Genomic DNA, 14292 nt, shown 5'->3' with positions numbered 1-14292 from the left:
GCGAGCCGCGCGGTGGATCAGCGTGTCCACAGCACCTGGATCCGCCGGATCTCTCCACATTCGGGCCCTTTCGACCGGCGCCGTGCGCGTCGATCGGCTTGCATGGCGGTATGACGTTCGCCCCTGCCGAGACCACCGCGGCTCCCGCCACCCGGCGGCTTGCTGAGCCCATCGACCTCCCCGAGCTTCCGGGAGCCCCCGCGCGGCGTCCCTTCCCGATTCTCGCCTCGATCGTGCCCGTCGTCGGCGCGGTCGTGATGTGGCAGCTGACAGGCTCCGCATTCATGCTCTGGTTCGCTGTGCTCGGGCCGCTCATGGCGGTCGCATCGATCCTCGACCGGGCTCGTGGCGCCCGGCGCGAGCGCAGGCGTGCGGAGCAGGAGCTGCGCGCGGCATGCGCCCGGCTGCGCGACGAGGTCGAGCGGCGACACGACGAGGAACGGGCCCTGCGCTGTGCGGCGGCGCCTGATGTTGTGGGGGTCCTCGCCCACGACGGATGGACCTGGCGGCGGCGCGGCGCGCTCGTCGTCGGCTCGGGGGAGACGGCGAGCGTCGTAAAGGTCGTCGGAGGCGAGGGCAACGAGGCAGATCGGCTCCGAACCGACGCCGAGGTGCTCGCGGACGCGCCCGTCACGGTCGACTGGGAGCGCGGGATCTGCGTGCGCGGTGATGACGTGACTGCGCGAGCTGTGGTCCGGGCTCTTGTGGCGCAGCTCGTGCTGCGGCATCCGCCGAGCGATGTGCGGCTGGTGGGAGCGCCGCTCGGTGAGGACTGGGCGGCGCGGATCCCGCACGCCGACACGAGCGTCGCTCCTGATGCGACGCTCGTGGCTGTCGTGCGCGCTTCCGACCCGATTCCGGAGCGGGCGCACGCCGTGATCGCGCTCGCGTTCGCAGGAGAGCCGATCCCGCATGAGTGTCAGACCCTCGTCGAGGTGGACGACGGTCTGCGCGGGCGTCTCGTCTCAGACGGAGGCGACGTCGAGCTCGTTCTCGAGGCCGTCTCCCTCCCACAGGCGTGCGCGATCGCGGACGGCATGGCGGTGCACGATCGGCAGCCGGGCGTCGTCCTTCCGGGCGGCCCTGTGCCGACCGGTCACGTGCTGCGCCGAGCGTCGTCCGAATGTGACGACGACCGCGTGCCGTCGGGCCTGCGGGCCGTCATCGGCGTCGGTCGGCACGGCCCGGACGATCCGGCGCCGCTCGTATTCCTGGATCTCGTGTCGGACGGCCCGCATGCTGTCGTCGTCGGCACGACCGGGGCGGGCAAGAGCGAGTTCCTCACGACCTGGATCGTGGCGCTCGCGGAGATGCACTCGCCGGCGGACGTCGTCTTCCTCCTCGGCGACTTCAAAGGCGGCACCGCCTTCGACCATCTGCGGGATCTGCCGCACGTGACGGGCGTGCTGACCGACCTCGACGGCGGTGGCGCGCGCCGTGCCGTCGAGGGCCTTCGCGCCGAGATCCATCGCCGCGAGCGGGCGATCGCAGGCGCGGGAGCGCGGGACGTCGGCGATCCGCGCGTCGGACTCGCGCGGCTCGTCATCGTGATCGACGAGTTTGCGGCCCTGCTGCAGGACCACCCCGATCTGCATGCTGTCTTCACGGACGTCGCGGCGCGCGGGCGCGCCCTCGGCATGCATCTCGTCCTCGGTACACAGCGGGCATCCGGGATCCTTCGGGATGCGCTGCTCGCCAACAGTCCGCTGCGCATCGCTCTTCGCGTTGCCGAGGAGCGTGAGAGCGCACAGCTGCTCGGCACCGACGCCGCTGCACGGATCCCGGGAGATGCGGCTCATCGCGGCGTCGGGTACGTGCGCCGCGCAAGCGATATGGATGCCGCGGAAGTGCGTTTCGCCCTCACGAGCGCGGCGGACACCTCCCACGCCGCGCTCGTTCACGCCGGTGTCCCGCCGGCACCTGGGCCGCTCCTGGAGCCACTTCCGACTGCGTGGGTCCCAGACGCGCCGGTCACGGACAGCGGAGACATCGTCCTCGGTCTTCGAGACCGCCCCGCCGAGCAGCGGCAGGATCCCGCCCTGTTGCGCCCCGGGGTCGACCGAGGCCTGCTCGTGATCGGCGGCGCCGGATCGGGAAAGACGACGCTCGCCCGGTGGGTGATCCGCGCGGCTCGGGCGGACGGACGCCGCGTCATCGAGGTGCCGCGCGAGAGCGAGGGGGCCTGGGATGCGCTCGCCGCCGCGGAGGCAGAGCCTCCGGAGGTCTTCGTCGTCGACGATGCCGATGCGTTGCTGGCCCGATTCCCCTCGGAGTATGCGCGAGAGGCGGGCGAGCGGCTCGAGGGGATCGTCCGTGATGCGGGCAGGACCGGCACGACCGTGGTGCTCACGTCCGCACGCCTCTCCGGTGCCCTCACGAAGATCGCCGATGTCCTGCCGCGGCGAGTGGTGCTCGCGGTCGCGACCGTGCACGATCACACAGCGGCTGGGGCCGAGCGTGCGCTCTTCGACGCGCGCCGTCCGCCGGGGCGAGCCGTGCTCGACGGGTTCGAGACCCAGCTCGCTCTCCCACCCGCGACCGCCGACGATATCCCCATGCCCCAGGCCGACGCGCTGTGGGCACCGCGCGGTGCGGTCACGGGATTCATCCTGCGCGCGGCCGCGCGCCGTGCGCAGTCCTTGAGCGAGTCGTGGGGAGACAGCGTGCGCGTCGTACTCGTCGACGACATCGCTCCGGGCACGTCCTTCGAAGCGCTCGCGGCCGGTGCTCGGTGCCTTGCGATCGTCGGCGAGGCCGACGCCTGGCAGCGCCAGTACGCGCTTCTCCAACGCACGCGCGCCGCGGGCGAGATGGTCGTCGGTGCCGATTGCGCGAGCGAGCTCCGCACGCTCCTCGGCGAACGGGAGCTGCCGCCCTATGCGCGGCCGCGCGCTGCGCGCGCCTGGGTCGTCTCGCCAGGCACGACACCCGAGCGCGTCGTTCTGCCGTGAGGCGTCACACCACCGAGCGGATGATCCCGACCGGCTCTCCGCCGCCCAGCACGCGCAGGCCAGGGCGCTCGGCGGCCGCCTCAGCGACCTCCTGCACCGATACCGCGCCCGCACGCGCGAGAAGCGCGAGGGCCACGAGGGATCCGGCACGGTTCGAGCCGTCGAGCATCTTGACGGCAACCGTTGTGCCGTCGGGTGCGACGATCACCTGCACGCCCTCCGCGCCCTTCTTCGAGAACACGCCGAAGCGTTCGATCGTCGCGGTGTCGTCGCCGCCCGGTCCCTCGACGACCCACGGATTCTCGCGCACGGCCCGCAGGAGCGAAGCGGCGACGCGGTGCAGAGCGAACGGCGACTGCTCGGACGAAGTGCCGGCGCGGTGCAGACCGCGAGCCAGCGACTCGAGCGACATGGCGTGGACCGGGGCCCCGCAGCCGTCCGTCACGGTTCCGGCGATCTTCGTCCCCGTCAGGCGCTCGACCACCTCGCGGATGTGCAGCTGCAGGGGATGCGACGGGTCGAGGTAGCTCGCCGTGTCCCACCCGTTCACGCGGCACGCCGTGAGCATGGCGGCGTGCTTGCCGGAACAGTTGTGCCGGATCCGAGCCTTCTCGGCCCTGTCCCGGACGAGTTCGTGCCGTGTCTCGGAGTTCCCGGGCCATGACGGCGGGCATAGCAGATCGTCTTCGCTCAGATCGATCTCGGTGAGCATGTCGCGCACGAGGTCGGCGTGGCGATCCGTGCCATCGTGGCTCGCCGTGGCGATCGCAAGCCGTTCGTGATCGAGGGTCGCGCCGGCGGTCACACAGGCGATCGCCTGGAGGGGCTTGAGCGACGATCTCGGCAGGATGAGCGCCGACGGGTCGCCGTGCGACTGCACGATCTCGCCGTCGGGCGAGATCGCGATCGCCGATCCGATATGACGGGACTCGATGAATCCGCCGCGCTCGACGACGGCGAGCTCGGCGGCCTGGGATGCGGGGAACGTCGCTGCGGTGGGCACCAGACAACCCTAAACTCATCCCCATGGCGAGCCACCGATACGCGCTGACGACGACCTGGACGGGCGATCGCGGCACCGGCACGAGCGGGTATCGCGACTACGCGCGCGATGTGACGATCCGCGTTGAGGGGAAGCCCGATCTCCTTGCCTCGGCCGACCGCCCCTTCCGCGGTGACCCGGCACGCTGGAATCCCGAGGACATGCTGCTCGCCGCATTGAGCGAGTGCCACCTGCTGTCGTATCTGCACGCCTGCACCTCGCGCGACGTGGTCGTGACGCAGTACGTCGACGCCGCGGAGGGGACGCTGCGGCTCGAGGGCAATGCGGGGCGGTTCGAGCGCGTGGTGCTGCACCCCCGGGTGACCGTCGCGGATGAGAGCATGATCGATCAGGCGATCGACGCGCATCACGATGCGCACGAGTGGTGCTTCATTGCGAACAGCGTGAACTTCCCGGTCGACGTCGATCCGATCGTCGAGGTCGGGTGACGCAGGCCTACTTGCGCTCGTGCGGGAGCGCGCGCTTGATCTTCTCGACGGCGCCCTGCGCAGGAAGCTCGTTGTAGGTTCCCGCGAGCTCCTGGCCCGACAACGCGTGGATCGCCGACATGATCTCGTCGGTCGCAGTACGGCGGGCGCGCCCGGACGTCGCCGGTCCGTGGTGGGAGAGATCGAGGGGTTCGCCGAACTTCACGACGACCCGCTCACGAAACGATGGCATCTTCGCGCCGACAGGCATGACCTTGTCGGTCCCGATGAGGCCGATCGGGACGACGGGGGCGCCCGTCTCTAGCGCGAGGTATGCGATGCCCGTGCGCCCCTTGTAGAGGCGGCCGTCGCGGGAGCGGGTTCCTTCAGGGTGCAGGGCGACGGCGGCACCGGAGGCGAGGATCTCCTTCTGCCGTTCGAGCGCGTCCATGGCCGCCTGGCCGGCCCCGCGACGGACGGGAACGGCACCGATGGCGGTGAAGAACGTCTTCGACAACCAGCCGCCGAATCCGGGGCCCTCGAAGTACTCCGACTTCGCCAGAAAGTGGACGGGCCGCGGAGCGGCCGCGATGGGGATCGCGAACGAGTCGATGACCGAGAGATGGTTGCTCGCGAAGATCACGGCACCGTCGCGCGGGATGTTGTTCTTGCCCTCCACGCGCGGACGGTAGACGGCACGGGCGAGGGGGGCGAGCGCCATGCGTCCGAAGGTGTACGCCCAGCTCGGGGAGTGCGGGCGCTCCGAGGCGGAATCGGTCATCGCTCCAGGATACGGGCCGTGCATGCCGTGACGGGAATCTCCGCTGAGCGGATCCCGTCACGCCCCGGGCGGATGAATCAGCCCATCCATAGCGGAGATGCGGCAGGATGGGCGGGTTCGGTCATCGAAGAGAGGTCCCCTCGTGCGTCAGCGCTCACTCGCGATCCTGTCCACCGCCGCCGTCGCGGCTCTCGCCCTCGCGGGATGCTCGTCGGAGGGATCTCCGGAGGACGCCGACGAGTCGACGAACGAAGCGGCGGTCGACCTCTGCGACGCGGCCGCTCCCTCGGGAGACGCGATCGACAGCGTCGAGGTGTCCGGTGACTTCGGATCTGAGGCCGAGGCGACGTTCGACGCTCCGCTCGAGGTGAGCGAGGTCGAGCGCAAGGTCGTCATCGAGGGCTCGGGCGACGCGATCGAATCCGGCGAGTACATCCGGTATGCAGCGACGGTGTTCGACGCCGAGTCGGGCGACAAGCTCGGCACAGAGGGATACGAGGAGGGGTCGACGCTTCCCGCCGCCGTCGAGGCCGAGAACCTCTTCGGCCAGTTCCTCGGCTGCGCGACGCCCGGCACACGCGTGGCCTTCACATACCCCGGGCAGACGCAGGAAGGCGCCGAGACGGCCTCGCAGATCTACGTGCTCGACTTCTTCGACACGACGCCGACGGCCGCATGGGGAGACGAACAGGACGCCCCCGAGGGCCTGCCGATCGTCGACGTTGCGGACGACGGTGCGCCGAGCGTCACGCTGCCCGACGATTTCTCTGCCCCTGAGGAGACCGAGGTCGCGACACTCAAGGAGGGCGACGGTGAAGTCGTCGAGGACGGCGACACCGTCTTCGTCCAGTACCTCGGCGTGAAGGGCTCGGACGGATCCGAATTCGACTCGAGCTGGTCCCGCGGCGCGCCGACGTCGTTCGCCACCGACGCCGTCATCCCCGGATTCACGAAGGCGCTCGTCGGGCAGAAGGTCGGCTCCCAGTCGATCGCGGTGATTCCGGCTGAAGAGGGCTACGGATCCTCCGAGGGGCACGAGCTGCAGGACGAGACGCTCGTCTTCGTGGTCGACATCCTCGCGACGATGCACGCCGCGAGCTGACGCCATGCGCAGGGTCATCGTCCTCGGATCGAGCGGGTCGATCGGGACCCAGGCGCTCGACGTGATTCGCCGGAACCGCGAGCGATTCGAACTCGTCGGCCTCGCCACAGGATCGAACGCCGCAGTCCTCGCGGAGCAGGCGGCCGAGTTCGGCGTTGCCGACACGGCGCTCGGGGCCGACGAAGCGGCGCAGCTCGTGCGCGATGTCGAGGCCGATGTGGTGCTCAACGGCATCACGGGATCCGTCGGGCTCGGTCCCACTCTCGCCGCGCTTGAGGCGGGGCGCACGCTCGCGCTCGCGAACAAGGAATCGCTCATCGTCGGCGGCGCGCTCGTGACGCGGCTGGCGCGACCGGGGCAGATCGTGCCGGTCGATTCCGAGCACTCCGCGATCGCCCAGGCGCTGCGATCCGGGCGGAGCGAAGAGGTCCGCCGTCTTGTTGTGACGGCGTCGGGGGGACCCTTCCGCGGGCGCTCGCGGGCCGAGCTCGCGCACGTGACGCCGGCCGATGCCCTGCGGCACCCCAACTTCTCGATGGGGCGGGTGATCACGACGAACTCCGCGACGCTCGTCAACAAGGGTCTCGAGGTCATCGAAGCGCACCTTCTGTTCGATGTCCCGTTCGATGCGATCGACGTCGTGGTGCACCCGCAGCAGATGATCCATTCGATGGTCGAGTTCCGCGACGGTTCGACGATCGCCCAGGCTGGTCCGCCGCGCATGCTGGTGCCGATCGCTCTCGGCCTCTCGTGGCCGGATCGGCTCGACGAGGTCGATGTGCCGATCGATTGGACCGCAGCGCAGTCGTGGGAGTTCGCGCCCCTCGACGACGACGCGTTCCCGGCCGTGCGCCTCGCGCGCCAGGTCGGCGAGGCGGGCGGCACCTTCCCTGCGGTGTACAACGCGGCGAACGAGCAGGCGGTCGACGCCTTCCACGACGGCGCGATCGGGTTCACGGGCATCGTCGACACGGTCGAGCGGGTCGTCGACCGCCACAGCGCGCCCGACGAGCTGAGCCTCGAGACCCTCGCAGACGCGGAGCGCTGGGCGCGCCAGACGGCGGATCAGCTGATCTCCGAACTCGGCTGAGAGAATCGACGACGTGACCGACGAGATCGACCTCACCCAGCTTCCGCGCGTGCGCCGGACGGCGCCCACGATGCTCCGCCCCCGCCGGCCCGAGTCGCGGCGTCTCGCCGACCTCGCGACGCATCTCGGCGGCGAGCTGCGAGGCGTCGACGTGGCGGTGAACGGCGTCACGCTGTCGTCGACGGACCTCGTGCCGGGCGAGGTCTTCGTGGGGATCCGCGGTGCCCACCGTCACGGCGCCGAGTTCGCGCCCGGGGCCGCGGCGAATGGCGCGGTTGCCGTCCTCACCGACGCGGAGGGCGCCGAGATCGCGGCCGACAGCGGCCTGCCGATCATCGTCGTCGCGGATCCGCGCCTCGCATTGCCCGCTGCAGCGGCGTGGGTCAACCGCACGCGGGCCGAGGACGACATTCCGCTTCTGCTCGGGACGACGGGGACGAACGGCAAGACGAGTGCCACCCATCTGCTGGAGGGGCTTCTCACACAGATCGGCGTGACCGCGGGTGCGTCGACCTCTGCCGAGCGGGTCGTCGCGGGCGAGAGGGTCGTCGCAGGGCTCACGAGCCCCGAGGCGACCGAGTTCCACGCCCAGCTCGCCCGCATGCGCGAGGCCGGTGTCGAGGCGGTCGGGATCGAGGTGAGCGCGCAGGCGGTGACCCGGCATCGTGTCGATGGCGTGGTCTTCGACGTCATGGCGTTCACGAACCTCAGCCACGACCACCTCGATGACTACGCCGACATGGAGGAGTACTACGCCGCGAAGGCGCCGCTGTTCTCCGCAGCGCACGCGAAGCGCGCTGTCGTCTCGCTCGATTCGCTCGCCGGATCCCGCGTCGTCGCCGACGCCGAGGTCCCCGTCACGACGATCGCGACGCCCGCCATCGCCGCCGATCGCGCCACCGCGGAGGCGGCCGACTGGATCGTCGAGATCACGGGGGAGGAGCAGCGCGGAACGTCCTTCCGACTCACCGGTCCGGAAGGGCGGGTGCTTGAGACGACCGTTCCCGTCATCGGTGCGCACATGGCCTCCAACGCGGGCCTCTGCGTCGTGATGCTTCTCGAGGCGGGGTACGCATGGGGGCGGATCCGCGACGCGCTCGCGCGTGACGGGGGTCTCGTGGCGTGGGTGCCTGGCCGCACGCAGCTCGTCTCAGGTCCCGAAGGTCCGGCCGTGTACGTCGACTTCGGACACACGCCCGACGCTTTCGAGAAGACTCTTGCCGCCGTGCGACGCGTCACGCCCGGCCGCGTGATCATGCTGTTCGGCGCCGACGGCGACCGCGATGCGACCAAGCGGCGGGACATGGCGCGCGCGGCCGTGGAAGGCAGTGACGTCGTCGTCATCACGGATCACCACCCGCGGCATGAGGACGCCGCGTCGATTCGCCGCACGCTCGTCGACGGCGCCGCGGACGCGGATCCCGATCACGAGGTGCACGAGGTGTCGCCGCCGGAGCGGGCGATCGTCCGCGCGGTCGGCCTCGCCGGTCCCGGTGACGCGATCCTCTGGGCAGGTCCGGGGCACCAGAACTACCGCGATATCGAGGGCGTCCAGTGGGGGTACTCGGCGCGTGAGCTGTCGCGCCGCGCCCTCATCGCTGCGGGATGGCCCGCTCCCGACCGGGTGTGGCCGAACCCCTACGCCGACGAGTGATCCGCGCATGACCGCCCTCGCGTTCCTCATCGGCGTGCTCGTCATGCTCGTCGGTCTCGCCGTGTCGATCGCCCTGCACGAGCTCGGGCACATCCTGCCCGCGAAGGCATTCGGTGTGCGCGTCGGCCAGTACATGATCGGCTTCGGCCCGACGCTGTGGTCGAAGCAGATCGGCGAGACCGAGTACGGGGTGAAGGCGCTGCCGCTCGGCGGGTTCATCTCGATCGCAGGTATGTATCCGCCCAGCCCCGAGACGGAAGGGCGGAAGAAGCGGATCTGGTCGACGCTCGTGCAGGACGCGCGCCTTGCGAACGACGAGACGATCACCGAGGCCGGCGATCGCACGCTCTACCGGCAGGCGACGTGGAAGCGTGTCGTCGTGATGCTCGGCGGGCCGTTCATGAACCTCGTGCTCGCGGTCCTCACCTTCTCGGTGCTGTTCAGCGGCATCGGCGTGCAGCAGCTGACCACGACGGTTGCGACGGTCTCGGAGTGCGTGCTGCCGGCGGGATCCACGCAGACGGAGTGCGAGCCCGGCGATCCGGCTTCGCCCGCCGCGGCGGCGGGGCTCGCCCCCGGCGACACGATCGTCGCCGTCGACGGCACGACGGTGTCGACGTTCGACGAGGCGTCGTCGATCATCCGTGCACACCCTGGCGACACGATCGACGTCGTCGTCGAGCGCGACGGCGGCGAGCAGACGCTGCGCGTCACGCCCGTGCTCGCGACGAACACGTACACCGACGACACGGGAGAGCAGGCCACCGACGAGGTGGGCTTCGTCGGTTTCGGTCCCACCTCCGAGCGCGTGCGCCAGCCGCTCTGGACCGGCACGGAGCAGGCACTCGACAACACGGCTGCGGTCGCGGGGATCATCGTCGAGCTTCCCGTGCGCCTGTACGACACGGCGGTCGATCTGTTCACGGGGGGTGAGCGCGACGCCGATGGTCCGATCAGCGTGATCGGCGTCGGCCGGATCGCGGGCGAGGTGGCGGCGATCGAGGCGCCCGTGATCGATCGCGTCGCCGTGATGCTGAGCCTCATCGGATCCCTCAACATCGCCCTCATGGTGTTCAACCTGATCCCGCTGCTGCCGCTCGACGGCGGGCATGTCGCCGTCGCACTGTGGGACGGGATCAAGCGCGCGTTCGCGAAGCTCACAGGGCGCGCGGCCCCGAAGCCGGCGGACGCCACCCGACTCGTGCCGCTCACCCTCGTCGTCGTCGTGCTCATGATCGGCATGGGCGCGCTGCTGTTCGCGGCCGACATCTTCAACCCCGTCGACCTCTTCGGGGGGTAGCGCGAGCGTCGGATCCGCCGGCTGGTCACCGCGCGGCCGTCGGAGCGATCCGCCGACCGGAGGAGACACGCCGGGGGAACACGTCGTGCGCAGTCGAGGATCCGACGTCCGCGCAGTGCCGCCGGCTTCGCTCCGACGCCCGCGTCAGCCGAGTCGGCGCAGCGCCGCCTGGGCGGCGAGACGCCCGGGCATGCCGTGCACGCCGGGTCCGGGAACGGTCGACGCCGAGCACAGGAAGATTCGGGGATCCGGCGTCGCCTGCGGCGTGAGGCTCAGCCGCGGGCGGGCGATGAGCTGCCGCAGATCGGGGACGCCGCCGTCGATTGCGCCGCCGATGAGGTTCGCGTTGTGGGCCTCGAGCTCCGCCGGTCCGCTGGCGTGGCGCGCGAGGATCCGCTCGCGGAATCCGGGAGCGAACGCCTCGATGCGCCGCTCGATCGTGTCGGTGAGATCGCCGTCGTAGCCGAACGGCACATGCGCGTATCCGCTGAACGCATACTTGCCCGCGGGAGCGCGCGAGGGATCCACGGTCGACGCCTGCGAAAGAAGCAGGAAGGGTTCGTCCGGCATCTGCCCGGCGGTCACGTCGCGCTCGGCCCGGATCACCTGCTCGGCCGTGCCGCCGAGGTGGATGAAACCGGCCTCGGTGAGCGCGGGATCCGCCCAGGGCACCGGAGCGTCGAGGGCCCAGTCGACCTTGTAGACGGCCGCGCCGTAGCGCATGCGGTGCAGGGCGTTCGCGTATGACGGTGTGAAGCGGTGGCCGGCGATTCGCAGCGCGTCGCGCGGCGACGTGTCGAGCAGCACGGCGCGTGCGCTCGGGAGGTCGTCGATGCTCGTCACCCGCGTGCCGGTGACGAGCTCGCCCCCGAGGGACGCGAGCCGAGCGAGGAGTGCGTCGGCGATCGACTGTGTGCCGCCAACTGCGGCCGGCCATCCGACGCCGTGCGCGAGCGCGCCGAGCGCAACGCCCACGAGGGCGGCGGCGGGGCGGCGCAGATCGACGATCGAGTGCGCCGCGAGGCCCGCCAGGACGCCGCGTGAGCGCTCGTCGCGGAGGGCTCGCAGGATCCAGGGGAGGGGCCAGACGCTCGTCGCACCGAGCGCGATGAGATCGGGCGTCGGCCGCAACGGGTCGCCGATCGCGCGGCCCAGCTGGCGCCACCGCGCGCCGAACGTTCCCATGACGGATCGCCAGAGGCGTTCGTCGTCGCCGAAGCCGGAGGCGGTCTCGTCGACGTCCCTGCGCAGGATCCCGGACTCTCCCGGCCGGATCGCGTGGCCGAGCGGGACGTCTGACTGCGCGAATGTGAGGCCCTCGTCTTCGAGGCGGAGCGCCCGGAACGCCGGGCTCGCCATCGCCATCGGGTGGTTCGAGGCGCAGAGGTCGTGCCGGAACCCGGGCAGAGTCGTCTCGGCAGAGCGCAGTCCGCCGCCCGCTGTCTCCTGCGCTTCGACGACGACGACGCGCCACCCTGCCTCCGCAAGGGTGACGGCGGCCACGAGGCCGTTGGGGCCGGATCCGACGATCACGGCGTCGACGTCGAAGGAGCTCACGGGTTCACGCTACCGCCGTTCCCCCAACACAATGCAGTCGATCCGGCGTCGCCTGGGCCCCGGGAGCCAGATTCCGGCAGTTGCCGTCCGGATTGACTGCGTTGTGTTGGGGAGGCGAGGGCATAGGTGGAGTGCAGCCCGCGGGGCGGTTCCCGTCGCGCGGCAACACAACGCAGTCGATCTGGCGTGGAATGGGGCGGTTGGGGCCGAAACCGGCAGTTGCCGCTCGGATTGACTGCGTTGTGTTGCGGCGGTCAGTCGAGGGCGTGCGTCACGAGCCGCTCGAGCGTGCGGATGCCGTCGCGCGACAGGATCGACTCGAGGTGGCCCTGCACGCTCGCGAATCCGGCGCCGCGCAGCGCGTACACGTCGCCCGTCTCCGATGCGGCGATCTCGACGTCGCCGACGGCGCCGCAACGGTTCTCGCTCGGCGTAAGCCGCCCGACGCCGGGCTGCACGCGCGCCGTGAACGTGTTGTAGAACCCGATCGCGGCAGGCTCTCCGTACACGTCGACCGTGAGCTGCAGCCCCTGGTGGGGGCTGTCGAGCGGCGAGATGGCGATGCCGAGGCGCGTCGCGAGCACCTGGTGGCTGAGGCAGACGGCGAGCAGCGGCGCGCGGACGTCGAGGCGTCGCGCGACGATCTCGCGGAGACGCCGCACGCGCGGGTTCGCGTCGTCGAGGGGATCCCCGGGGCCGGGGCCGGCCACGACGATCTCCGCCGCATCCACGTCGGAGTCGGAGGCCTCGTTCCAGAGTGCGATCTCGACGTCGAGGCCGAGCCGGCGCAGCTGGTGCGCGAGCATCGTCGTGAAGCGATCCTCCGCGTCGATCACGAGCGCACGGCGTCCGGCGAGCGACGCGGCGGGCGCGTGGTGCGACTGGTCGTCGAGCCAGAATCGCGCAAGCCGTGCATTCCGGGAGGCGAGCAGCTCGGCGATCTCGGGGTCGTCGGCGAGGCGCGCGGGGGCGGATCCGGGAGCGTCCTCGTCGACGCCCGCGACGCTCGTGACGGCCCGCGGGATCGCCCCGATGGCGCCGAGTACGCCCGCGGCCTTCCCGTGCGTCTCGCTGACTTCGCCGTACGGGTCGCTGTGCCGGACGAGAGTCGCGCCCGCGGGGACCCGGAGCCGTCCGTCCTCGATGTAGGCCGTGCGGATGAGGATCGGCGCGTCGAGGTCGTGCCCGCCGTCGCGAGGCGTGAACAGGGCGGCGACGCCCGAGTAGTAGCCGCGCGGCTTCTCCTCGTGTCGGCGGATGACAGCGCACGCGTTCTGCATGGGCGATCCGGTCACGGTCGGTGCGAACATCGTCTCGCGCAGGATGTCCCGTGGATCCAGGTGAGAGCGGCCGCGCAGCACGTACTCGGTATGGGTGAGTCGCGACATCTCCTTGAGATGGGGGCCCGTGATGCGGCCGCCGTCGCTGCAGACGGCGCTCATCATCTTGAGCTCCTCGTCGACGACCATGAACAGCTCCTCGGTCTCCTTCGTGTCGCGGAGGAAGGCGCTCAGAGTTTCGGGTGTCGCGCCGCCCGCGGGGTGCCGGAAGGTTCCCGAGATGGGGTTCATCTCGACCACGCGGCCGTCGGCGGATCCGTCGCTCGTCGCGGTGACGTGCGCCTCGGGACTCGCGCCGACGGCGACATGGTCGGGCGTGACGACCGCGAAGGTCCAGTACGCGCCGCGCTCGTGCTCGAGCAGGGCTCGGAACCACGTCAGCGCGGCGACGCGCGGATCCGCTTCGACGTCGGCGGTGTAGTCGCGTCGGATGACGAAGTTGGCGCCCTCGCCGCGGCCGATCTCGTCGCGGATCACGGTGCGCACGATCTCGGCGTAGCGGTCATCATCGATGTCGAATCCCGCGTCGCGGAGGGGGATCTCGTCGTGGGGGAGCGCGCGGAGGACATCCTCGGCGGGGAGCGTGCGGCGCTCGTCGACGATGAGGCAGCGCAAGGGCGCGTCGTCGTCGTGCGCCTCGAATCCGCGCTCAGCGACCTGACGGAACGGCACCATCGCGAGGACCTCGTGCGGGGTGCCGTCGGCGCCATTCAACGGGATATCGGCCAGTCGCTCGACGTCGGTGATGGGACCCGTCAGAACCTCGACCGTCGCCGCGCCGTCGCGGGCGATGAGCGCGAAAGACTGCCGCGGGTCGGCCGCGAGGGCCGCGAGAAAGTTGGCGGGATTGTCAGGCATGGGACTCACTTCGTAGGGCCGGGCGGCGGCCCCGCATACACGAAACGACCGCCGGAGGAGACGGTCGTTTGTCGATGGGTCGCGAAACGGTCCGCCTAGGAAGCGGGCCACCAGGAGACGTTCGCGAACACGCCTCTGACGCTACACAGTCCCTGAGGATCCCTGCAACTGCGCCTCCCGCGCGTGGTC

10 protein-coding genes are annotated in these 14292 nt (G+C 70.8%); 6 read left to right on the top strand and 4 right to left on the bottom strand.

The genetic code is table 11. From position 1 onward, the window contains the following. The first annotated feature begins 110 nt into the window (after positions 1 to 110). Positions 111 to 2951 (top strand): FtsK/SpoIIIE domain-containing protein, encoded by a 2841-nt coding sequence (locus tag C0012_RS02350; protein ID WP_110588376.1) that lies wholly within the window; start codon positions 111 to 113, stop codon positions 2949 to 2951. Between the two features lie 4 nt (positions 2952 to 2955). On the opposite strand, the gene C0012_RS02345 is transcribed toward C0012_RS02350, so the two are convergent. After that, entirely contained in the window at positions 2956 to 3957 is a 1002-nt protein-coding gene (locus C0012_RS02345) for an asparaginase (RefSeq protein WP_110588377.1), read from the bottom strand. A gap of 20 nt (positions 3958 to 3977) precedes the next feature. On the opposite strand from C0012_RS02345, the gene C0012_RS02340 reads away from it, so the two are divergent. Then, positions 3978 to 4442 carry an OsmC family protein gene (locus C0012_RS02340; RefSeq protein WP_110588378.1) on the top strand — a complete coding sequence of 155 codons (465 nt, stop codon included), beginning with the start codon at positions 3978 to 3980 and terminating at the stop codon, positions 4440 to 4442. Positions 4443 to 4449: 7 nt separating this feature from the next. On the opposite strand, the gene C0012_RS02335 is transcribed toward C0012_RS02340, so the two are convergent. Beyond that, positions 4450 to 5202 (bottom strand): lysophospholipid acyltransferase family protein, encoded by a 753-nt coding sequence (locus C0012_RS02335; RefSeq protein ID WP_232527744.1) that lies wholly within the window; start codon positions 5200 to 5202, stop codon positions 4450 to 4452. Between the two features lie 142 nt (positions 5203 to 5344). On the opposite strand from C0012_RS02335, the gene C0012_RS02330 reads away from it, so the two are divergent. The 4 genes from C0012_RS02330 (at position 5345) to C0012_RS02315 (ending at position 10348) form a co-directional block, all read left to right on the top strand. Beyond that, positions 5345 to 6304 carry an FKBP-type peptidyl-prolyl cis-trans isomerase gene (locus C0012_RS02330; RefSeq protein ID WP_162621796.1) on the top strand — a complete coding sequence of 320 codons (960 nt, stop codon included), beginning with the start codon at positions 5345 to 5347 and terminating at the stop codon, positions 6302 to 6304. A gap of 4 nt (positions 6305 to 6308) precedes the next feature. Then, positions 6309 to 7394 carry a 1-deoxy-D-xylulose-5-phosphate reductoisomerase gene (dxr, locus tag C0012_RS02325; protein WP_110588381.1) on the top strand — a complete coding sequence of 362 codons (1086 nt, stop codon included), beginning with the start codon at positions 6309 to 6311 and terminating at the stop codon, positions 7392 to 7394. A 70-nt stretch (positions 7395 to 7464) separates the two neighbouring features. Beyond that, the gene (locus C0012_RS02320) at positions 7465 to 9048 is read left to right on the top strand and encodes a Mur ligase family protein (protein WP_110588806.1); all 1584 of its coding nucleotides are present in this window, start codon (positions 7465 to 7467) and stop codon (positions 9046 to 9048) included. Between the two features lie 7 nt (positions 9049 to 9055). After that, positions 9056 to 10348, top strand: coding sequence for a M50 family metallopeptidase (locus C0012_RS02315; protein WP_110588382.1), 1293 nt, complete (start codon positions 9056 to 9058; stop codon positions 10346 to 10348). Positions 10349 to 10492: 144 nt separating this feature from the next. On the opposite strand, the gene C0012_RS02310 is transcribed toward C0012_RS02315, so the two are convergent. Both C0012_RS02310 and C0012_RS02305 read right to left on the bottom strand, forming a co-directional pair. Next, positions 10493 to 11905 (bottom strand): phytoene desaturase family protein, encoded by a 1413-nt coding sequence (locus tag C0012_RS02310; protein ID WP_110588383.1) that lies wholly within the window; start codon positions 11903 to 11905, stop codon positions 10493 to 10495. A gap of 254 nt (positions 11906 to 12159) precedes the next feature. Next, complete coding sequence (locus tag C0012_RS02305) at positions 12160 to 14103, bottom strand: chorismate-binding protein (protein ID WP_110588384.1); 1944 nt, start codon at positions 14101 to 14103, stop codon at positions 12160 to 12162. Positions 14104 to 14292: the final 189 nt, after the last annotated feature.

The sequence above is a fragment of the Microbacterium suaedae genome (assembly GCF_003254645.1).
GTDB classification, from domain to species: domain Bacteria; phylum Actinomycetota; class Actinomycetes; order Actinomycetales; family Microbacteriaceae; genus Microbacterium; species Microbacterium suaedae.
This window is presented reverse-complemented; position numbering and strand designations above follow the sequence as displayed.